Origin of the sequence: Streptomyces collinus (assembly GCF_031348265.1) — a bacterium.
GTDB classification, from domain to species: Bacteria; Actinomycetota; Actinomycetes; order Streptomycetales; family Streptomycetaceae; genus Streptomyces; species Streptomyces collinus.
In genome coordinates this window covers 7,694,295-7,712,734 of sequence record NZ_CP133771.1, presented here as the reverse complement: position 1 = coordinate 7,712,734, position 18,440 = coordinate 7,694,295, and the positions used below count along the sequence as shown (strand labels likewise).

Genomic DNA, 18,440 nt, shown 5'->3' with positions numbered 1-18,440 from the left:
GACATCCGACGTACGTACGGAAGGGGCAGGCGATGACCGACGCCCTCGAACTCGACGCGCTGTGGGAGGACTTCCACCGCGTGGTGAACATGACCTCGCAGGAACTCGCGGCCTGGCTGCGGGTCCGCGACGCCGACGAGGCCACCGAGCCGCTGCCGGACCAGGCCGGTACCGCGACCGGGCAGCACGTCCTGGCGATCCTCCAGAAGCGGCGCACCGATCTGACCGAGGACGACCTGCGCGTGATGCTGAAGGTCGTGGAGACGGTCACCGACCAGGTGGACCTGGAGAACGAACCCGAGCCCGAGGTGACGGCCGAGGACACCCGCCGCCGGCACCGGCTGATGACGGTCGGGCACGACCCGCTGAAGGGGTAGGCCGTGGGGCGCCGGGAGCGTGTGGTACGGGAACTCGTCGGCGCGCACGGCCGGACGTACGCCGAGGAAGCGGGCATCGCGCTGAAGGACACCCCGCAGCCGCTGTACCGGCTGCTGGTGCTCTCCCATCTGCTCAGTGCCCGCATCCGCGGCTCGGTCGCGCTGGCCACCGCCCGTGCCCTGCACGAGGCGGGGCTGCGCGATCCGCGCCGTATGGCGGAGGCCGGCTGGCAGCAGCGCGTCGACGCCCTGGGCCGGGGCGGCTACCGACGCTACGACGAGCGCACGGCCACCCAGCTCGGCGACGCCGCCGGGCTGTTGAGCGAGCGGTGGGGCGGCGATCTGCGGCGGCTGCGCCGGGAGGCGGACGGCAAGGTCTCCGAACTGCGCCGACTCCTCCAGGAGTTCCCCGGAATCGGGCCCGCGGGCGCAGACATCTTTCTGCGCGAGGCGCAGGGCGTCTGGCCGGAGGCGGCCCCCTACCTGGACACCAAGGCCCTCCAGGGTGCCGAGCGGCTGGACCTGCCGAAGGACCCGGAGCGCCTCACCGACCTGGCCGGTGACACCGACCCGGCCGTCCTCGCCGCCGCGCTGGTGCGGGCGGCGTTGGACAAAGGGGTCGCTGAGGACACGCTGCGGCGTGCCGGGTGACCGGCATCTCCGCCCGAAGGCCGCTCACCCCAGCAACCAGCCGCCGTCCACCGTCAGTTCGACGGCGTTGACCGACCGGTTGCGCAGCAGGAAGTCGACGGCGTCGACCACGTCCGCCATGGCGGCGAGCCGTCCCGTGGGAGTCTCGGTGCGCAGCGTGGCGAGCACCTTCTCCGGCTTGGCCTGCCAGTACGGGCTGTCGCCCACGACCCCGGGGTGCACGGCGTTGACCCGCACCGGAGCGAGTTCGACGGCCAGGGTGTTCATCAGGCCCCGCACCCCCGCGTTGACCGTCGCCACCGTCGTCGCGCCCGGGTAGGGGCGTTCCTTGGCCTGGCCGCCGAACAGCACGATGGAGCTGTCGTCGTGCAGCCGGCTCCGCAGCGTGTGCACCACCTCCGTGTAGCCGACCAGCTTCAGGGTGACCAGGCGCAGGGCGGCGTCGATGTCGTACTCGGTCACCTTGTTGTCGTCCCGGGTGACGCCCGCGATCACCAGATGGTCGACGCGCCCCATGCCGGCCAGGGCCGCCGCGATCTCCAGCGGCCGTTCCAGGTCGACGGCGAGTCCGCGCGCGCCCACCTCCTTCGCGACCACGTCGGCGCGCTGGGCGTCGCGGCTGGTGAGCACCACGTCGTTCCCGCGCTCGGCACATGTACGGGCGAACTCCAGCCCGATCCCGGACGTTCCGCCGACGACGAGCACACTGCTCATGACTTCTCCTCCAGTGCCGCGCGCAGGTAGTCCCAGTCCCGCGTGAACCGGTATGAGTGCCGTGACGGCGGTTGCGGCGCCTGTGTCTCCAGCCAGCGCAGCGTCCCCTGCCCCGCGTTGACGAATCCGTGCACGCATCCGGCACCCGCCCAGGCCAGATCGCCGGGCTCCAGCCGGTACCGCTCGCCGTCCAGGGTGGCCTCGGCCACGCCCTCCAGGATCAGATAGGTCTCCTCGAAGGGATGGTCGTGGGTTCCGATGACCCCGTCGGACGCGTACTGCACCATGAACATGGTGGAGGCGACCGCGCCCAGATCGCCGTCGATCATCATCTTCACCGTGATCCCGCTGTAGACCAGCAGGGCGGTCCGCATGCTCGCCGTGGCGGCCAGCAGGTCCTGGGACTGCCGGCCGGGATCCATCTGGGCGGGCTCGAAGTGGCCGAAGGAACGGGTGCGCGGGTCGCGGACGTCGACCCGGGCCGGCTCGCGCGCGGGCAGGTCCGGCACGGCCTGGGTGTCGTGTCCGTAGCGGGCGCGCGGCACCGGGGCCAGCATGTCCGCCCAGCGGCCTCCGGTGCCCCCGGCCCCGCGCCAGGCGTGCGGAACGCCGGTCGGCAGCAGGCCGTGATCGCCCTCCTCCAGCAGGTACGACCCGTCCGGCACGTCGAGGATCACGGCTCCGTCGAGGACGAAGAAGGTCTCCTCGTAGGAGTGCACATGGGCGGGCACCCGGCCGTCGGGCCGCAGTTCGCACAGGCCGAAGCCGGTGTGGACGCTGCCGTCGTCCTCGCCGACCAGCGCCCTGCGCCGGTGGCCGTGGCCGTCGTACGGCGGCTCGGGCAGGTCGGCGGCGTGGCGCACCAGGTGGTTCGTCATGCCGGTGCCTTCGCCCCCTTGGCCTCCTTCGCGGCGAGGAGCCGGTCCCGGGATGCGCCGACGAGCCGCAGCGCACGGGCGGTGTCGCTGAGGAGCCGGCCGTCACGCTTGTGGATCACGCCGTCGACGAGGACCGTGTCCACGTTGGAGACGTCGGCGCACAGCGTCACCGCGGCCACCGCGTCGTGCACGGGGGCGACGTTCGGGGCGGTGGCGTCGATCCCCACGATGTCGGCGCGCTTGCCCGGGGTCAGGGAGCCGGTGCGGTCCTCCAGCCCGGCGACGTGGGCGCCGTTCACGGTGGCGATCTCCAGCATCTGACGCGCTGTCAGCATGTTGCTGGGGACCGGCATGTTGGCCTGCCAGCAGTCGGCGTTGACGCGGGCGCGCTCGGCGCCGAAGGCCGCCCGGATCTGGGTGAACATGTCGCCGGGGACGGTGGTGACGACGTCGATGCTGAGGGACGGCCGCAGACCGTGCTCGATGGCCTGCATCACCGGCGGCCAGCCGTGTCCCATCTGGAGCTCCACCTGCGGCGCGACCGACACCGTGCCGCCGCTGTCGGCGACCATCCGCCACTCCTCCTCGCTGAGGTAGCAGCTGTGGACGTAGGTGGTGTCCGGGCCGAGCAGCCCCAGGCCGTGGAGCTGTCTGACCATGCCGAAGCGGCCGGCGAGGCGTCCCATGGCCACGTGCACGGTGATCGGGAGGCCCAGCTCGCGTGCCATGGCCCACTCGGCGGTGACGACCTCGTCGACGCAGAAGCCGGGCCCGCGGGTGGCGAGGCCCATGGTGAGCAGGCCGTCGTCGGAGGCGAAGTGTGTCGACCGGATCCGCCGTACGTCGTCCGCCGGGATGGCGATCGTGCTCTCGAACCAGTACTCGGCGAGGGAGGTGTTGGCGCTGCCGTACGCGTACCGCGCCCGGATCCCGGACTCCGCCAGGCCCTGGATCGCCGCGTCGGGGTGCTCGGGGGTGTTGTTGATATGCGACCAGTCGACGAGCGTGGTGATGCCGGCGTTGAGGCACTCCAGCGCGCCCGCGAGGTTGCCCGCGTACACGTCCTCGGGGGTGTACAGCGGTGCGAAGGTGTCGAGGATGTCGACGAAGTAGTCGTCGAGGGTGGCGTCGGGGGCGACGCCCCGGATGGGTGCCTCCCAGGTGTGGCGGTGGGTGTCGACGAAGCCGGGGATCACGATGTGTCCGCTCATGTCGAGGACCTCGGCGTCGGCGCTGATCTCGGGTTCGACGGCCGCGATCCTGCCGTCCTCGACGAGGACGTCCCCCTGGGGCAGGTCCCCGATGTCCGGGTCCATCGAGATCACGTGACCGGAGCGCAGCAGTGTCCTGGTGGTCATCGCGCTTCCTCCCATGGGGTGTTCGGTGGCGGGTGTGCGGCTCAGTACGCGGCGAGCCTGCGGACCTCCGTGACGATCTTGTCGACGGTGGGGATGACCTGCTCCTCCAGCGAGTCGGCGAACGGCAGCGGGACGCACTCCCCCGCCACCCGCCGCACGGGCGCGTCCAGCAGGGTGAATCCCTCGTCGGCGACGACCGAGACGACGGTGGCGCCCCAGCCGCCCTGGTACGGGTTCTCCTCGACGGTGACGAGCCGGGAGGTCCTGCCGAGCGAGGCGAGGACGGTCGCGGCGTCCAGCGGGACGAGGCAGCGCAGGTCGACGACTTCGGCCTCGATGCCCTCCCCGGCCAGGACGCCGGCCGCCTTCAGGGGCAGGGGAACCGTCGAGGCGAGCGCCACGAGCGTGACGTCGGCGCCCTCGCGGACGACCGCGGCCCGGCCGAGCTCGACGACGTGACCGGGCGGGGGCGGCGGGCCCTTGGTGGCGAACAGCCCCTTGTGCTCGAAGAAGACCACCGGGTCGTCGCTGCGGATGGCCGCCGCCAGCATGCCGACGACGTCGGCGGGCGTGGCCGGTGCCGCGATCTTCAGCCCGGGGACGGTCAGGGCCCAGTTCTCGGTGGCCTGGGAGTGCTGGGCGCCGAAGCCGAGTCCGCCGCCGTTGGCGGTGCGCACGACGAGGGGCACGGTCACCTGGCCGCCGGTCATGTAGCGGACCTTGGGGATCTCGTTGGCGAGGTAGTCCCAGCAGCAGGCCAGGAAGTCGGAGAACATGATCTCCGCGACGGGCCGCATCCCGGTCATGGCGGCGCCCATCGCCGCGCCCACGATGGCCTGTTCGGAGATGGGCGTGTCCCACACACGCCCGGGTCCGAACTCCTCCAGCAGGCCCGTGGTCGTCTTGAACACCCCGCCGGCCGCGGCGATGTCCTCCCCGAGGCACACCACCGACGCGTCCCGCCGCATCTCCCGGGCGATGCCCTCGGCGACCGCGTCCCGGTAGGTGATCACGTCCGCCATGCGGCACCCCCGTCCGCCCACACGTCGGTCAGTGCCTCCCGCGGATCGGGCGGCGGCGCCGCCTTCGCCGCCTCAACGGCCCGCTCCACGACGGCCCGGGCCCGCTCGTCGGCCCCGGCGACCGTCTCCTCGCCCACGCCCAACTCGGCCAGACGCCCCCGCGCGAGGTCCAGCGGGTCGTGCTTCAGCCAGCGTTCGACCTCCTCGGCCGGGCGGTAGGCCGCCGGATCGGCGCGGCTGTGCCCGAAGTGGCGGTAGGTCTCGGCCTCCAGCACGGAGGGCCCGTCTCCGGCGCGGGCCCGTCGCGCGAGCCGCCCCACCGCCTCCTCGACCGCCACGACGTCGTTGCCGTCGACGACCTCGCCCGGGATGCCGTGGGCCGGGGCCCGGTCGGCGGCTGGGCGGGGCACGGCCGTGACGTCGGCGATCGGCGTGTACTCCATGTACAGGTTGTTCTCGCACACGAACAGCACCGGCAGTTTCCACACGGCGGCCAGGTTGAGGGACTCGTGGAAGGCGCCGATGTTGGTCGCGCCGTCGCCGAAGAAGGCGACCGCGAGCTGCTCGGTGCCGCGCAGCCGGGCCGACCAGGCCGCACCCACCGCCATCGGGAGATGGGAGCCGACGATGGCGTACGAACCGAGCATGCCGGTGGCCGCCTTGGTCAGGTGCATGGAGCCGCCCTTGGCTTTGCACAGCCCGGTCGCCCGGCTCATCAGCTCGGCGAGGCACTCCTCGGGCGTGGCGCCCCGGGCGAGGGCGTGGTGGTGGCCCCTATAGGTGGCGAACACATAGTCGTCCGGGCGCAGGGCGGCGCTCGCCCCCACGGCGATCGCCTCCTGCCCGGCGGCCAGGTGCGTGGTGCCTTTCACGAGGCCCTGGAGGAACAGGTCGTGGGCGGCCTTCTCCGTCCGGCGGATGACGTTCATCCGCTCGTACCGGTCGAGGAGGGCCGTGGCGTCCATCAGCGGTCCCGGCCGGTCGTCCGCCGGCGGTCCGTGGTGTGCGCGTGTGAGCGCTCCCCTGTGTCCGCCCGCGCGCGGTCCCCGGTGTTGAGGTGGGACTGCGCCTCGCGGCGGGTGTTCAGCTCGCCGCCCACCGTCCAGTACTTGCGCCCGGCCACCAGCAGTTCCTCGGCGGGGAACTTGGTGATGACCTCGCAGCCGTCGGCGGTGACGACGAGTTCCTCCTCGATCCGGGCGGCGGACCAGCCGTCGGCGGCCGGCCAGTACGTCTCCAGGGCGAACACCATGCCCTCTTCCAGGACTTCGGGGTGGTCGAGGGAGACCAGCCGGCTGAAGATCGGCTTCTCCCAGATCGACAGGCCGACGCCGTGTCCGTACTGGAGGGCGAACGCGGCGGTCTCGTCGGCGAAGCCGAACTCCTCGGCGCGCGGCCACACCCGGACGATGTCGGCGGTGGTCGCACCGGGCCGGACGAGCGCGATCGCCTCGTCCATGTACTCCCGGCAGCGCACGTACGCGTCCCGCTGCGCCCGCGATGCGCTGCCCACGGCGAACGTGCGGTAGTAGCAGGTGCGGTAGCCGAGATGGCTGTGCAGGATGTCGAAGAAGGCCGGGTCGCCGGGGCGGATCAACCGGTCGCTGTAGACGTGCGGGTGCGGTGAACAGCGCTCGCCCGAGATGGCGTTGACGCCCTCGACGTACTCGCTGCCGAGGTCGTAGAGCACCTTGCTGACCACGCCGACGCACTCGTTCTCGCGCACGCCCGGGCGCAGGTACCCGTACAGCTCCTCGTAGGCCGCGTCGACCATGGCGCAGGCCTGGGTGAGCAGGGCGATCTCGTCACCGGTCTTGATGCGGCGGGCCTCCAGGAAGACCTGCTGCCCGTCGACGACGTCGATGCCCTCGGCGCGCAGCGCGGCGAGGACCGGCATCTCGGCGACGTCGACGCCGAGGGGTTCGTTCGCCAGCCCGTGCTCGCGCAGCTCGGCGGCGATCTTGGCGGCCACGTCCTCGGGGATCCCGGCCTCCGGGTGGAAGGCGCCGCGCAGGGTGGAGATGCCGGCCCGGGCGCCGGTGGGCGGGCCGCCCTTGCCGTCGCTGTAGTCGAGCCACGGGTTGTACAGCTGGTGGTGGCGGGCGGCGGAGCCGAAGTCCCAGACGACCGGTTCGCCGTCGCGCACCAGCAGGGCGAAGCGGATCAGCTTGTCCATCGCCCAGGTGCCGATGTGCGTGGCCGTCATGTAGCGGATGTTGGCGAAGTCGAAGCTGAGCACCGCGCCCAGCTCGGAGCGGTTCAGTGCCTCGTGCAGCCGGGCCAAGCGCTGCCCGCGCAGCCGGTCCAGGTCGATGCGCTCTTCCCAGTCGACGGCGTTGGGGCCGTATGTGCGGATCGCCATGGCGACCACCCCCACTCCGGAGTGAACGCCCGTGCGCGATGGGTGTCAAGTGTCACTGAACATCGCCGGACACGAACCAGACGCCCACCGCCGGTACCTCTCCATCGTTGCGGTAGCGGTGGGGTGTCGTCGACTCGAAACAGACGGAATCGCCCGGCCGCAGCGTGTACTCCTCGAATCCGAGGGTGAGGACCAGCTCGCCGGAGGTGAGGTAGCCGTACTCCGTGCCCGGGTGCCGCATCAGCGCGCCGGAGCCGGAGGAGGAGCCGCCGGGCCGGTACGTCACCAGCAGGAAGCCGGTCTCCGCGCCCGGCACGCGCCCCAGACGCTCCCAGACGACCCCCGAGTCCAGTTCCAGCGTCTCGCGCCCGCCTGCGCCGACCAGCGGCCCGATCCGCCGCCCCGGCTCGGCGGCGAGGGCGGCCAGGGCGTGCGGCACGGTGCCGGGTGACGCCCCGGGCGAGGACGCGACGACGCTCTCCCGCATGTCGAAGAGGGACTCGACGGAGATGCCCAGGGCCGTCGTGATCGCGTAGAGCGTGCTGACCGACGGCTGGCTCTTGCCGGTCTCGATCTGCGACACGAGACTCGGCGACACACCGACCTCCCGGGCCAGCGCGCGCAGGCTCCTGCCGCGCTCCAGGCGCGCCTGCCGGATGCGTGCGCCGAGGGGCGGCACGACGGCGGGTGACACGGGCGGCTCCTCTGCTCGAACGGCGTGTGCAATGTGTGCAGCCTCATTGAACAGCGTGTGCGGGCTCCGGCGCCAGGAGTGGAGCCGTCCCGAGGTCCGTTCCTACTTCCCCGCCGGGAACACCGCCCGCACCTGCCACCCCGCTGCCCCATCCCCGCACGCGGCCCGGCGTGCAGCTCGCCTCCCCGTGCCGTCACCCGTTCCGTGAGGCCGACGATGCCGAAGCCACCGCCGTGCGCGGCCTCCGGGAACTGGGTGCCGCCGTGGCCGTCGTCGGTCACGGTGACCTCCAGACGGCCGGCGGGGCAGGTCAGGCGGACGGTGACCTCCGTGGCGTCGGCGGCGTGCCGGCGCACGTTGGTCAGCGCCTCCTGGACGACCCGGAAGGCCGCCGCCTGGACTTCGTGCGGCAGGGCGCCGGACACCGCCGGGTCGCGGTGCAGAACGCACCTCTGGACGGGGCCCGCGAAGCCCTCGACCAGGTCGGCGATGCCGGCCAGATCACCGACGGGACGGCGGTCGCGTGAGCCCCGGGCGCCCCCGGCGGCGCTCACCCGAACGGTCCGGCGCCGGTGGTGGGCGTTCGGCGCCGGTGGTGCGCTGAGGGCACGCGTCACGCTCCGAGGAGGCACTCCCGATGACCCGTCGTCCGTCCCGGCTCGTCCGCGTTCTCTCCCCCGCCCTGGCGGCAGGCACGCTGCTGTGCACGGCCGCCTGCTCGGACGACGGCGGCACGGAGGGTACGGACGTCCAGGGCGTCACCGCGTCACAGGTCGCGGGCCGGCGGCAAACCCCCTCTCCGACCGCCACCCTCTCCACGGACGGCGCCCGGACCGCGCTGATCACCGAGGCGGACATCGAGGACGACTGGACGCAGGTGAAGGACACGGAGGCCGAGAACTGGCACGACAGCCTGCTCATCGGCACCGTCGACGTCTCCGACTTCCTCACCGCCAAGGCCCAGGCCTCCGACTGCCAGCGGCTCCTCGACTCGCTGTTCGACGACGATCTGCTGGGCAGGCCGTCGGGCGCGTCCGAGCTGCGCGGCTTCCAGCAGGGCGACTCCCGCCTGCTGTACCAGGTCGCCTCCTACGACCGCACCGGCCTGCAGGACTCCCTGGACTGGATGGGCACCCTGCCGGAGAAGTGCGACCAGTTCACCGTGACCGACGGCGGCCAGAAGCGCACCGTCCAGGTCATCGAGATCTCCCTGCCCAAGGTCGGCGACGCCCGTCAGGGGCTGCGCGTGACGGTGCAGGGCTCGGCGGGCGGCGACGACGCGACGCTGACCCTGGACGTCGCCGCCGTGCGCGTCGGGGACGACGCCATCACCGTCACGGCGGGCGGGCTCGACGGCGACGAGAACGACTCCGCGCAGCAGGCCGTGCAGCAGGGCACCCAGCGGCTCAAGGACGTCCTGGCCGGGAAGTCACCCGCCCCGAGCCCCAACTGAGCCGTCCGGCACGGCGATCGACTCCCTGCGAGCCGCCGGCGCCGACCGCCGTGCCCGCTCCGCCGATTCCCGGGACAGCGTGATCATCGGAGCGGCACAATGGCGGCGACGACCGGTTCGGGTCGGGCGTGCGAGGAGAGGACGAGTCGTGAGTGATGGCCACACCCCTTCGGGAGGGTCGGCGAGGCTGAACACCGGTGTGGCGCACAACGCGCGCGTGTGGAACTTCTGGATCGGCGGCAAGGACAACTACGAGGTCGACCAGCAGGTCGGCGAGCACGTCGCCGGCATGTTCCCGATCATCAGGGACATCGCCCGCGCGGACCGGGACTTCCTCGGCCGGGCCGTGTCGTTCCTGGCCGGTGAGCGCGGGGTGCGGCAGTTCCTCGACATCGGCACGGGACTGCCGACGGCGGACAACACCCATGAGATCGCCCAGCGGCTCGCGCCCGACTCCCGCATCGTCTACGTCGACAACGACCCCATCGTGCTGGTGCACGCCCGCACCCTGCTCACCGGCACCCACGACGGCGTCACCGCCTACATCGACGCCGATGTGCACGAACCGGACGCCATCCTCGAACGGGCGGGGCAGACCCTCGACTTCACGCAGCCCGTCGCCGTGATGATGCTGGGCATCCTCAACTTCGTCCTCGACGTCGGGAAGGCCCGGGACATCGTGCGCCGGGTCATGGCCGCGGTGCCGTCCGGCAGCTTCCTGGTCCTCACCCACCCCACCTTCGACGACGAGCTCGGCGGCGCGGGCCAGATCCCGGCCATGAAGTTCTGGAACGAGAACGCCACTCCCCCGATCACCGCCCGCAGCGGCGCGGACATCGCCGCGTTCTTCGAGGGCCTCGAGGTGCTCGAACCGGGCATGGTGTCGTGCGGGCAGTGGCGTGCGGAGCCCGGATCGTCCGTGCTGGTGCCGCAGTACGGAGCGGTGGCCGTGAAGCCCTGACGGCTCCGCCTGCGCCGGAGAGGAACCAGGAGAACCGCGGAGGACGTATGACCACCCTGGCCGATCCCGTACCCGGCGGCCGTCCCGGCGATGTCGAGCGGGCCACCGCGCTGAGCGGCGAGCTCGCCGGCCGGGGCGTGCACGGTGTGGTGCTGTCCTACGTCGACACCGCGGGCATCGGCCGGGTGAAGACCGTCCCGACGGCCCGGCTCGCCTCCGCGGCGGCCTGGGGCGTCGGCATGTCGCCGGTGTTCGACACGTTCCTGGCGAACGACTCCATCGTCACCACCGACGTCCTCGGCTCCCCCGACGGCGATCTGCGCCTCTACCCGGACCTGGACCGGCTCGTCGTGCTGGCCGGGCAGCCCGGCTGGGCCTGGGCTCCGGTGGACCGCGTCACACAGGACGGGGAACGGCATCCCGGCTGCACCCGCACGTTCCTGCGCCGGATGGTCACGGAGGCGGCCGGGCGGCACGGCCTCACCTTCAGGTCCGCCATCGAGGTCGAGTGGACCGTGGCCCGGGGAGACGCGCCCGGCGACGCGTTCGTGCCCGCGACGACCGGCCCCGCGTACGGGGCGGCCCGGCAGGTCGAGCTCGGTGACTACACCGCCGACGTGCTGGCGGCGTGCGCGGCCCAGGGCATCGACGTCGAGCAGGTCCATCCCGAGTACGCGGCCGGGCAGTTCGAGATCTCGGTCGGTGCGGTCGACCCGGTGGCGGCGGCCGACCGCAGCGTGCTCGTCCGGCAGACCGTGCGGGCGGTGGCCGGGCGGCACGGGCTGAGGGTGTCCTTCGCCCCGGCCGTCGTGGGCCGGGGCGTCGGCAACGGCGGGCACGTCCACCTGTCCGCCTGGCGTGACGGTGTCAGTCTGCACTCCGGGGGCGAGGGCCGGTACGGCATGACGGCCGAGGCGGAGTCGCTCACGGCCGGCATCCTCGCCCACCTGCCCGCCCTCACGGCCGTCACCGCCCCGAGCCCCGCCAGCTATCTGCGGCTCAGGCCCTCCCAGTGGGCCGGGGTGTTCACCGCGTGGGGCCGTGAGACCCGGGAGACCGCGCTGCGCGTCGTCACCGGCACCGCGGGCCTGCGCGACCGGGCGGCCAACCTGGAGATCAAACCCGTCGACCTGGCCGCCAACCCCTACCTCGCGATCGGCTCCCTGATCGCCGCCGGGCTGGACGGCCTGACGTTGTCCGCCGCCCTGCCGGACGAGACCACCGGCGATCCGGCCGGCCTGGGCGAGGCGGAGGCGGCCGCCCGGGGTGTGCGGCGGCTGCCGGTGTCGCTGGAGCGGGCCGTCGAGGAGTTCCGCGCGGACGACGTCCTGCGGGCGGCCCTCGGCCCGGTCCTGGCCGACGCGGTGATCGCCGTGCGGCAGGGAGAAGCGGCGTCCGTCGCCGGGCTGGACGACGACCGGGTGGCGGCGGCGTACCGCTGGAAGTACTGACGTGAGCGCGGTCCGCGAGGCGCTCGACTCCGTGCGGCTGGTCGACCACCACTGCCACGGCACGGTCACGGCCGATCTCGGCCGTGAGGCCTTCGAGTCCCTCATCACGGAGGGCCAGGCGTGGCCGGGCGTCTCGCCCTTCGACAGCCCCGTGGGCGTGGCCGTACGCCGCCACTGCGCTCCCCTGCTCGGCCTGCCCCGGCACGCTCCTCCCGCGCAGTACCTCGCCCGCCGCTCGGAACTGGGCTGGCGCGAGGTGCAGCGCCGCTTCCTGCGCGCCACGGGCACGGACGTCTTCTGCGTCGACACCGGCTACGTCCCCGGGCAGATCACCACGCCGGGTGACATCGCGGAGGCTGCGGGCGGGACGGCGTACGAGGTCGTACGGCTGGAGGGCGTCGCGGAGTCGGTGGGGACCGCCGGGGTCGAAGCGGACGCGTACGCGGACGCCTTCCGCACGGCCGCGCTGGAGGCCGTGCGGCGGCCCGGCGTGGTGGCCGTGAAGTCGGTGGCGGCCTACCGCACCGGCTTCTGCCTGGACCCGGCCCGCCCCTCGGACGCGGAGGTCACCGAGGCGGCCCGGCACTGGCTCGTACGGGGCGGGCGCCTCGACGACCCGGTCCTCGTACGGCACCTGCTGTGGACGGCCGTCGATCTCGGCCTGCCGCTCCAGCTGCACACCGGGTTCGGCGACGACGACATCCGGCTGCACCGCGCCGACCCGGCCCTCCTCACGGACTGGCTGCACCTCACCGCCGGCACGATCCCCGTCCTGCTCCTGCACTGCTGGCCCTACCAGCGGCAGGCCGCCTACCTGGCGGCGGTCTTCCAGCAGGTGTACCTCGACGTCGGCCTCACCCTGCACTACGTGGGCCCCGCCCGGGCCGGTGCGGTCCTCGCGGAGGCCCTGGAGATCACACCGTTCCGCAAACTCCTGTACAGCTCCGACGCCTATGGTGTGCCCGAGTTCCACCACCTCGGGGCGCTCGCCTTCCGGCAGGGCCTGGCGGGTCTGCTCCAGGAGCGGGTGGACGCCGACGAACTGGCCCTGCCGGACGCGCTGCGGATCGCCCGCTGGGCAGGCCGGGACAACGCCCTGCGGGTCTACCGGCTGCAGACCGACGGGCAGGAGGACGATTGAACAGGCGTGTGGCCGGTCACAGATCTCCAGGAGCGGCTACCCAGGAAGTCCGAACGGCTGAAAGTATGATCAAGCAATGTCTGACATGACCGAAACCACGCCCGGCTGGCTGTCCTCCGACGAACTGGAGATGACACGCGCCCGCATGCCGATCCTCTACGTCGAGGCCGTCCCGGTCCGCGTCGACGACAGCGGCGAAGTCACCAGCGTCGGCCTGCTGCTGCGCATCGGCCCCGACGGTACGGTCAGCCGGACACTCGTCTCCGGCCGCGTGCTGCACCACGAACGCGTCCGCGACGCCCTCCTGCGCCATCTGGAGAAGGACCTCGGCCCGGTCGCGCTGCCCCGGGTCCCGGCGTCGCTCCAGCCGTTCACGGTCGCGGAGTACTTCCCGACGCAGGGCATCACCGCGTACCACGACCCGCGCCAGCACGCGGTGTCCCTCGCCTACATCGTGCCGGTGACGGGTGACTGCCGGCCCCGGCAGGACGCCCTCGACCTGGTGTGGTTCAGCCCGCAGGAGGCCGTCTCGGAGGCGGTGCAGAGCGAGATGCCGGGCGGGCACGGGGTGCTGCTGAAGCAGGCGCTGGCGCATGCGGGCTGCGTGATCTGAGGCCTAAGCTCTATCACGTGACCGACCTCCGGCCGGGAGGCGTACGCGATGGCGGCAGAGCAGGACCCGTTCCCGGGGCAGCCACACCTGCCCGAGCTGCACGTACGCCTGCGCAGCGAGCTGGGCCGGATCGACGAGCAACTGCGCGCCCTCCTGGACGCGATGGACCGCATGCAGGGTCTGCTGGACGCCGTGGTGGCCATCAGCCGTGAGGTGGAGCTGCCCGCGGTACTGCACCGCATCGTGACCACCGCCATGGATCTGGTCGGCGCCCATTACGGGGCCCTCGGCGTGCTCAACGAGACCGGTGATCATCTGGAGCAGTTCATCACCGCCGGCCTGTCCGAGCATGAGCGCGCCGATTTGGCGGGTACCGGCCTGCCGACCGGCCGGGGTGTCCTCGGGCACCTGATCAGCCACCCCGAGCCCCTGCGGATCAGTGACATCCCGGCCCATGCCGCGTCCGTCGGCTTCCCGTCCGGGCATCCGCACCTGCGGACCCTGCTCGGCGTCGCCATCAGCGTCCGCGGCGAGATCTACGGCGACCTGTACCTCTCCGAGCGGCGCGACGGGCAGCCCTTCGACGTCCATGACGAGAACGTCGTGATGGCCCTGGCCAGCGCGGCCGGCATCGCGATCGAGAACGTCCGCCTGTTCGAACAGGTGCGCGTCGGTGCCGAGCAGTTCCAGCGGCTCCTGCTGCCCGCGCTGCCCGACCTGGGACCGTTCACCGCCGCGGCCGTCTACCGGCCTGCCGCGGAACCCAGCAAGCTCGGCGGGGACTGGTACGACGCCGTTCCGCTGCCCGACGATGTCGTGGCGGTCGTCATCGGCGACGTGGTCGGGCACGACCTGCACGCCGCTGCCACGATGGCGTCCACCCGCAACATGCTGCGGGCCCTGCTCTTCGACGGGGGCAGTTCACCGGGGGCGGTCCTGACCCGGCTCGACCGCACGCTCCAAGCCCTCACGGACAACCCCGTCACGACCACCGCTCTGGCCCGGATCGAGCGGGAGGCGCCCGGCTGGCGTCTGCGCTGGAGCACCGCGGGGCATGTCCCGCCCCTGCTGATCACCCCGGAGGGCCGGGTCGAGATCCTGACCGCCGAGCCCGGGCTGCCGCTCGGGGTCGACCCCGGGGAACCCCGCCCCGACCACTCCCGCCTGCTGTTCCCCGGGACCACCCTGGTCTTCTTCACCGACGGCCTGATCGAGCATCCCTCCCACTCCCTCGACGAGAGCCTGGACGACTTGACCGAACTCGCCGCGGTTCACAGCACCCTGCCCTTGAGGGACTTCGTGTGTGCCCTGGCCGATCACCACCCCAGCGACGGTCACGACGACATGGCCATCCTCGCTCTGCGCACCCCGCCCGCCTGACGCCCGCACGCCCGTGAGGACTGATCAAGCGGTTCAGCGGTGTTGTGGAGGATCCCGGGGATCCGGCGGATGATGGTCGGGGGGCTGTCGAAGCGGAGGTCCCCGATGGCTGTCGCGCCGCAGACATGGTCCCGGCGCGGCGGCTGGGCCGTCCTGGAGATCTGCGCCGTCGCCGTGCTGTACTACGGATCTGCCGAGCTGGGGCTGCTCCAGCAGTTGGTCCGTGACCAGATCACTCCGCTGTGGCCACCGAGCGGCATCGCGCTGGCGAGTCTGCTGCTGTTCGGGCCGCGGGTCTGGCCGGGGATCGCCCTCGGCGCGTTCCTGGTCAACGTCACCCTGGGGCCTTCGCTGCCGGCCGTCCTCGCGATCGCGGCGGGCAACACGCTCGCGCCGGTCTGTTCGTACGCCCTGCTGCGCCGTGCCGGGTTCCGCAGCGACCTGAACCGGCTGCGGGACGCACTGGCCCTGATCTTCTTCGGCGCCTTCACCGGGATGCTGGTCAGCGCCACGGTCGGCAGCGGAACGCTGGCCCTCACCGGAGTGCTGGATGCCGGAGACTTCGCGTCGGCCTGGTCGGTCTGGTGGACCGGCGACGCGATGGGCGTCCTGGCGGTCACACCCTTGCTGCTCGTGCTCCGCTCGGCCCGATGGCCCCGGGGTATCTCGCTGTCCCGGTGGGCAGAGGTGGTCTTGCTGGTGGCGGCCACGGTGTGTGTCGGTTTCGTCGAGACCGGCGACACACCGCTGTTGTTCCTCGGCTTCCCGCTGCTGATCTGGGCCGGCTTCCGCTTCGGGCTCGCGGGGTCCGCGCCCTGCGCCCTCGCCGTGTCGATCTTCGCGATCGTCGCGGCCGGGCAGGGGTCCGGCCCGTTCGAAGGTCAGGATCTGCTCACCAGCATGCTCACCCTGCAGGCGTTCAACGCTTCCGCTTCGCTGACCGCGCTTCTGCTCGGAGTGGCCGTCGGTGAGCGCACCCAGACCGAGCGGGAGATCGCGCAGGCGTGCAGGCAGCTCGCCGACATGGCGACCAGGATCGCCACCAGCGACAACCGGCCGGCGCTCCCCGCCCGGAGAAATGATCAAAAGGCCGTATCCGTGGAATCGGATACGGCCTCTGACTCACTGCCTCACAGTCGGGACGACAGGATTTGAACCTGCGACCCCTTGACCCCCAGTCAAGTGCGCTACCAAGCTGCGCCACGTCCCGTTGCCCGTCTGACCTGGGGATTCCCCCGGCCGAACGCGCAGGGAAACAATACCGCACTCGCACCGCTGATCGCGCATCCGTTTCCGGGGGCCCCTTGACCTCAAGTTTGATTGAGGTTGCACGCTCGTCGACATGACCGACGCGACACTGACGCACACGTACACCCATGCCGATCTGCCGGGGCTGATGGGCCTGATGACCGGGGACGAGAAGCACGGCCCGGCCGCGACGTCCACGCTGGACGTGCTGTGGGTCCTCTACGACCGGGTGCTGCGGGTGAGCCCGGAGAGCAGGGAGGACCCGGGACGGGACCGGTTCCTGCTGTCGAAGGGGCACGGGCCGATGGCGTACTACGCCGTGCTGGCCGCCAAGGGCTTCCTGCCGGTGGAGTGGCTGCCCGGCTTCGGCTCCTACGACTCCCCGCTCGGCCACCACCCCGACCGGACGCTCGTGCCGGGGGCCGAGATCGGCAGCGGATCGCTGGGGCACGGGCTGCCGATCGCCGTCGGTACGGCGCTGGGGCTGCGCGCCCAGGGGCTCGACGAGCCGCGGGTGTGGACGCTGGTCGGGGACGCGGAGCTGGACGAGGGCAGCAACCACGAGGCGATCGCCTTCGCCGGGCCCGCCGGGCTCGACCGGCTGCACACCGTCGTCGTCGACAACTCCTCCGCCACATACGCCCGCCCCGGCGGGATCGCCGCCCGTTTCGAGGCGGCGGGCTGGTCCGCGCTGACCGTCGACGGCCGTGACCACGAGGCCCTGTACGCCGCCTTCACCGCGCCGCATCCGGGCCGCCCGCACGTGGTCGTGGCCCGGGTCGAGCCGAAGTCCGCTTGATCTTCCGCTATCGAGACCAAGGAGTCTCCCTTCCATGGACACCATGCGTGACCGTTTCGCCCCTGTCGTCTCCCGGCTGCTCGACGAGGACCCCCGGGTGGCCGTGGTCCTCGCCGCGATCGGCACGGACGGCTTCGCGGGGGCCGCCCGCCGCCATCCTCGCCGGGTCGTCGACGTCGGCATCCGCGAGCAGCTCCTGGTCGGGGCGGCGGCGGGGCTGGCGCTGACGGGGCTGCGGCCCGTCGTGCACACCTTCGCCAGCTTCCTCGTGGAGCGGCCCTTCGAGCAGGTCAAGCTGGACCTCGGGCACCAGGACGCGGGGGCGGTGCTGGTGAGCGCCGCCGCCTCCTTCGACTGGCCGGCCGGCGGCTACACGCACATGGCGCCGGGCGATGTGGCGCTGCTCGACACCCTGGACGACTGGACCGTCCATGTGCCGGGACACCCGGACGAGGCCGAGACACTGCTGCGGCACGCGGTCGCCGCGGGCGACGACAAGGTGTACGTCCGGCTGTCCGTGCAGTCCAACGGACGGGCCCTGCCGGTCGACGGGGAGCGCTTCCGTACCGTCCGGGAGGGGCGCTCCGGGGTCGTGGTCGCCGTCGGGCCGATGCTCGACGCCGTCCTCGCCGCCACCGAGGGGCTGGACGTCACCGTCCTGTACGCGACGACCGTCCGTCCCTTCGACGGCGCCGCCCTGCGGTGGGCCACCGAGACGGCCGGGACGGACGTCGTCCTCGTCGAGCCCTACCTGGCGGGCACCTCGACGGCCGCCGCGAACGACGCGCTGGCGGATGTGCCGCACCGGGTCCTCGGACTGGGCGTGGGCCGTCGAGAGCTGCGGCGGTACGGGCAGTTGGAGGAACATGTCGCCGCCCACGGTCTCGACGCCCGGTCGCTGCGGGAGCGCATCGGGGGCTTCTTCGGAGCGGCCGTCAGGCCGTGAGACCGGGCGGACGTCACTGCGCCGGGAGGCCGAGCCGGGGGTGGGCCTCCAGGAGCCGGGGCGGGGCCGCCTGGCGCCAGGAGTCGGCGAGGATGTCCCGCAACTCGCCCTCGTCCTCGATGGCTTCGAGCCTGGCCCGCACCCAGGCGAACTGGGACTCGTGGTCGGCGATCCAGAACTTCCCCGGCTCGGCGAGCACCAGTTCGTTCCGCTCCTCCTTGGGGCAGCGCACGGCGATGGAGGTCTCGTCCTCCGGCAGCGTTGCGAACATCTTTCCCGCGACCCGGAACGTGGGCATGCTCCAGGCGATCTGCTCCGTCGTGTCCGGCAGGGACAGGGCGATCCGTCGTACGTCTTCGGCATCCGGCATGGCAGGCACGGTATCGGCTCCC

The 18,440-nt window shown here is 72.3% G+C and carries 19 protein-coding genes, 1 tRNA gene and 1 pseudogene; 11 read left to right on the top strand and 10 right to left on the bottom strand.

What is annotated here, in order from left to right; all coding sequences use genetic code 11:
- Positions 1-32: 32 nt before the first annotated feature.
- Both RFN52_RS34800 and RFN52_RS34795 read left to right on the top strand, forming a co-directional pair.
- Positions 33-377: a DUF3140 domain-containing protein gene (locus RFN52_RS34800; RefSeq protein ID WP_184852415.1), complete on the top strand. Its 345-nt coding sequence runs from the start codon at positions 33-35 to the stop codon at positions 375-377.
- Positions 378-380: 3 nt separating this feature from the next.
- Positions 381-1,028 carry an HhH-GDP family DNA glycosylase gene (locus RFN52_RS34795; RefSeq protein ID WP_184852412.1) on the top strand — a complete coding sequence of 216 codons (648 nt, stop codon included), beginning with the start codon at positions 381-383 and terminating at the stop codon, positions 1,026-1,028.
- Between the two features lie 24 nt (positions 1,029-1,052).
- On the opposite strand, the gene RFN52_RS34790 is transcribed toward RFN52_RS34795, so the two are convergent.
- From RFN52_RS34790 to RFN52_RS40150, 8 genes and pseudogenes are all read right to left on the bottom strand, one after another.
- Positions 1,053-1,742 (bottom strand): SDR family oxidoreductase, encoded by a 690-nt coding sequence (locus RFN52_RS34790; RefSeq protein WP_184852409.1) that lies wholly within the window; start codon positions 1,740-1,742, stop codon positions 1,053-1,055.
- Positions 1,739-2,620, bottom strand: a complete 882-nt coding sequence (locus RFN52_RS34785; RefSeq protein ID WP_184852406.1) for a cupin domain-containing protein — start codon at positions 2,618-2,620, stop codon at positions 1,739-1,741. The genes RFN52_RS34790 and RFN52_RS34785 overlap by 4 nt, the downstream gene beginning before the upstream one ends.
- Entirely contained in the window at positions 2,617-3,978 is a 1,362-nt protein-coding gene (locus RFN52_RS34780) for an amidohydrolase family protein (RefSeq protein ID WP_184852403.1), read from the bottom strand. Before RFN52_RS34780 ends, RFN52_RS34785 begins: the two co-directional genes overlap by 4 nt.
- Before the next feature lie 41 nt (positions 3,979-4,019).
- Positions 4,020-5,000, bottom strand: a complete 981-nt coding sequence (locus tag RFN52_RS34775) for an alpha-ketoacid dehydrogenase subunit beta (RefSeq protein ID WP_184852400.1) — start codon at positions 4,998-5,000, stop codon at positions 4,020-4,022.
- Positions 4,988-5,965: a thiamine pyrophosphate-dependent dehydrogenase E1 component subunit alpha gene (locus RFN52_RS34770; RefSeq protein WP_184852396.1), complete on the bottom strand. Its 978-nt coding sequence runs from the start codon at positions 5,963-5,965 to the stop codon at positions 4,988-4,990. Before RFN52_RS34770 ends, RFN52_RS34775 begins: the two co-directional genes overlap by 13 nt.
- A complete protein-coding gene (locus RFN52_RS34765) occupies positions 5,965-7,362 on the bottom strand; it encodes a M24 family metallopeptidase (RefSeq protein ID WP_229856023.1) in 1,398 nt (465 codons plus the stop codon). Before RFN52_RS34765 ends, RFN52_RS34770 begins: the two co-directional genes overlap by 1 nt.
- A gap of 52 nt (positions 7,363-7,414) precedes the next feature.
- A complete protein-coding gene (locus tag RFN52_RS34760; protein WP_184852393.1) occupies positions 7,415-8,056 on the bottom strand; it encodes a helix-turn-helix domain-containing protein in 642 nt (213 codons plus the stop codon).
- 206 nt (positions 8,057-8,262) lie between these two features.
- A pseudogene (locus RFN52_RS40150) lies at positions 8,263-8,412 on the bottom strand (sensor histidine kinase); the annotation flags it as partial.
- A gap of 281 nt (positions 8,413-8,693) precedes the next feature.
- On the opposite strand from RFN52_RS40150, the gene RFN52_RS34750 reads away from it, so the two are divergent.
- The 7 genes from RFN52_RS34750 to RFN52_RS34720 all read left to right on the top strand — a co-directional run bounded on the left by RFN52_RS34750 (position 8,694) and on the right by RFN52_RS34720 (position 16,210).
- A complete protein-coding gene (locus RFN52_RS34750; RefSeq protein ID WP_184852388.1) occupies positions 8,694-9,509 on the top strand; it encodes a hypothetical protein in 816 nt (271 codons plus the stop codon).
- A gap of 148 nt (positions 9,510-9,657) precedes the next feature.
- Positions 9,658-10,470, top strand: coding sequence for an SAM-dependent methyltransferase (locus tag RFN52_RS34745; RefSeq protein WP_184852385.1), 813 nt, complete (start codon positions 9,658-9,660; stop codon positions 10,468-10,470).
- A gap of 47 nt (positions 10,471-10,517) precedes the next feature.
- The gene (locus RFN52_RS34740) at positions 10,518-11,921 is read left to right on the top strand and encodes a type I glutamate--ammonia ligase (protein ID WP_184852382.1); all 1,404 of its coding nucleotides are present in this window, start codon (positions 10,518-10,520) and stop codon (positions 11,919-11,921) included.
- Between the two features lies 1 nt (position 11,922).
- Positions 11,923-13,062 (top strand): amidohydrolase family protein, encoded by a 1,140-nt coding sequence (locus RFN52_RS34735; RefSeq protein WP_184852379.1) that lies wholly within the window; start codon positions 11,923-11,925, stop codon positions 13,060-13,062.
- Positions 13,063-13,147: 85 nt separating this feature from the next.
- A complete protein-coding gene (locus RFN52_RS34730; RefSeq protein WP_184854143.1) occupies positions 13,148-13,675 on the top strand; it encodes an NUDIX hydrolase family protein in 528 nt (175 codons plus the stop codon).
- 48 nt (positions 13,676-13,723) lie between these two features.
- Positions 13,724-15,055, top strand: a complete 1,332-nt coding sequence (locus RFN52_RS34725) for a PP2C family protein-serine/threonine phosphatase (RefSeq protein WP_184852376.1) — start codon at positions 13,724-13,726, stop codon at positions 15,053-15,055.
- Positions 15,056-15,160: 105 nt separating this feature from the next.
- Positions 15,161-16,210 (top strand): MASE1 domain-containing protein, encoded by a 1,050-nt coding sequence (locus tag RFN52_RS34720; RefSeq protein ID WP_184852373.1) that lies wholly within the window; start codon positions 15,161-15,163, stop codon positions 16,208-16,210.
- Here the strand turns inward: RFN52_RS34720 and RFN52_RS34715 are convergent.
- Positions 16,192-16,265, bottom strand: a tRNA-Pro gene (locus RFN52_RS34715). The genes RFN52_RS34720 and RFN52_RS34715 overlap by 19 nt on opposite strands.
- Positions 16,266-16,397: 132 nt before the next feature.
- Here RFN52_RS34715 and RFN52_RS34710 point away from each other — a divergent pair.
- Both RFN52_RS34710 and RFN52_RS34705 read left to right on the top strand, forming a co-directional pair.
- A complete protein-coding gene (locus tag RFN52_RS34710) occupies positions 16,398-17,102 on the top strand; it encodes a thiamine pyrophosphate-binding protein (RefSeq protein ID WP_184852370.1) in 705 nt (234 codons plus the stop codon).
- A 34-nt stretch (positions 17,103-17,136) separates the two neighbouring features.
- Positions 17,137-18,048 (top strand): transketolase family protein, encoded by a 912-nt coding sequence (locus tag RFN52_RS34705; RefSeq protein WP_184852365.1) that lies wholly within the window; start codon positions 17,137-17,139, stop codon positions 18,046-18,048.
- A gap of 13 nt (positions 18,049-18,061) precedes the next feature.
- Here the strand turns inward: RFN52_RS34705 and RFN52_RS34700 are convergent, their stop codons facing one another.
- On the bottom strand, positions 18,062-18,418 hold the full coding sequence (locus RFN52_RS34700) for an MmcQ/YjbR family DNA-binding protein (protein WP_184852363.1): 357 nt from the start codon (positions 18,416-18,418) through the stop codon (positions 18,062-18,064).
- Between the last annotated feature and the right edge of the window lie 22 nt (positions 18,419-18,440).

Coding starts and splice junctions, on each gene's coding strand:
- RFN52_RS34800 (WP_184852415.1), top strand. CDS start 33: ATGACCGACGCCCTCGAACTCGACGCGCTGTGGGAGGACTTCCACCGC.
- RFN52_RS34790 (WP_184852409.1), bottom strand. CDS start 1,742: ATGAGCAGTGTGCTCGTCGTCGGCGGAACGTCCGGGATCGGGCTGGAG.
- RFN52_RS34785 (WP_184852406.1), bottom strand. CDS start 2,620: ATGACGAACCACCTGGTGCGCCACGCCGCCGACCTGCCCGAGCCGCCG.
- RFN52_RS34780 (WP_184852403.1), bottom strand. CDS start 3,978: ATGACCACCAGGACACTGCTGCGCTCCGGTCACGTGATCTCGATGGAC.
- RFN52_RS34775 (WP_184852400.1), bottom strand. CDS start 5,000: ATGGCGGACGTGATCACCTACCGGGACGCGGTCGCCGAGGGCATCGCC.
- RFN52_RS34770 (WP_184852396.1), bottom strand. CDS start 5,965: ATGGACGCCACGGCCCTCCTCGACCGGTACGAGCGGATGAACGTCATC.
- RFN52_RS34765 (WP_229856023.1), bottom strand. CDS start 7,362: ATGGCGATCCGCACATACGGCCCCAACGCCGTCGACTGGGAAGAGCGC.
- RFN52_RS34750 (WP_184852388.1), top strand. CDS start 8,694: ATGACCCGTCGTCCGTCCCGGCTCGTCCGCGTTCTCTCCCCCGCCCTG.
- RFN52_RS34740 (WP_184852382.1), top strand. CDS start 10,518: ATGACCACCCTGGCCGATCCCGTACCCGGCGGCCGTCCCGGCGATGTC.
- RFN52_RS34730 (WP_184854143.1), top strand. CDS start 13,148: ATGACCGAAACCACGCCCGGCTGGCTGTCCTCCGACGAACTGGAGATG.
- RFN52_RS34725 (WP_184852376.1), top strand. CDS start 13,724: ATGGCGGCAGAGCAGGACCCGTTCCCGGGGCAGCCACACCTGCCCGAG.
- RFN52_RS34720 (WP_184852373.1), top strand. CDS start 15,161: ATGGCTGTCGCGCCGCAGACATGGTCCCGGCGCGGCGGCTGGGCCGTC.
- RFN52_RS34710 (WP_184852370.1), top strand. CDS start 16,398: ATGACCGACGCGACACTGACGCACACGTACACCCATGCCGATCTGCCG.
- RFN52_RS34705 (WP_184852365.1), top strand. CDS start 17,137: ATGGACACCATGCGTGACCGTTTCGCCCCTGTCGTCTCCCGGCTGCTC.
- RFN52_RS34700 (WP_184852363.1), bottom strand. CDS start 18,418: ATGCCGGATGCCGAAGACGTACGACGGATCGCCCTGTCCCTGCCGGAC.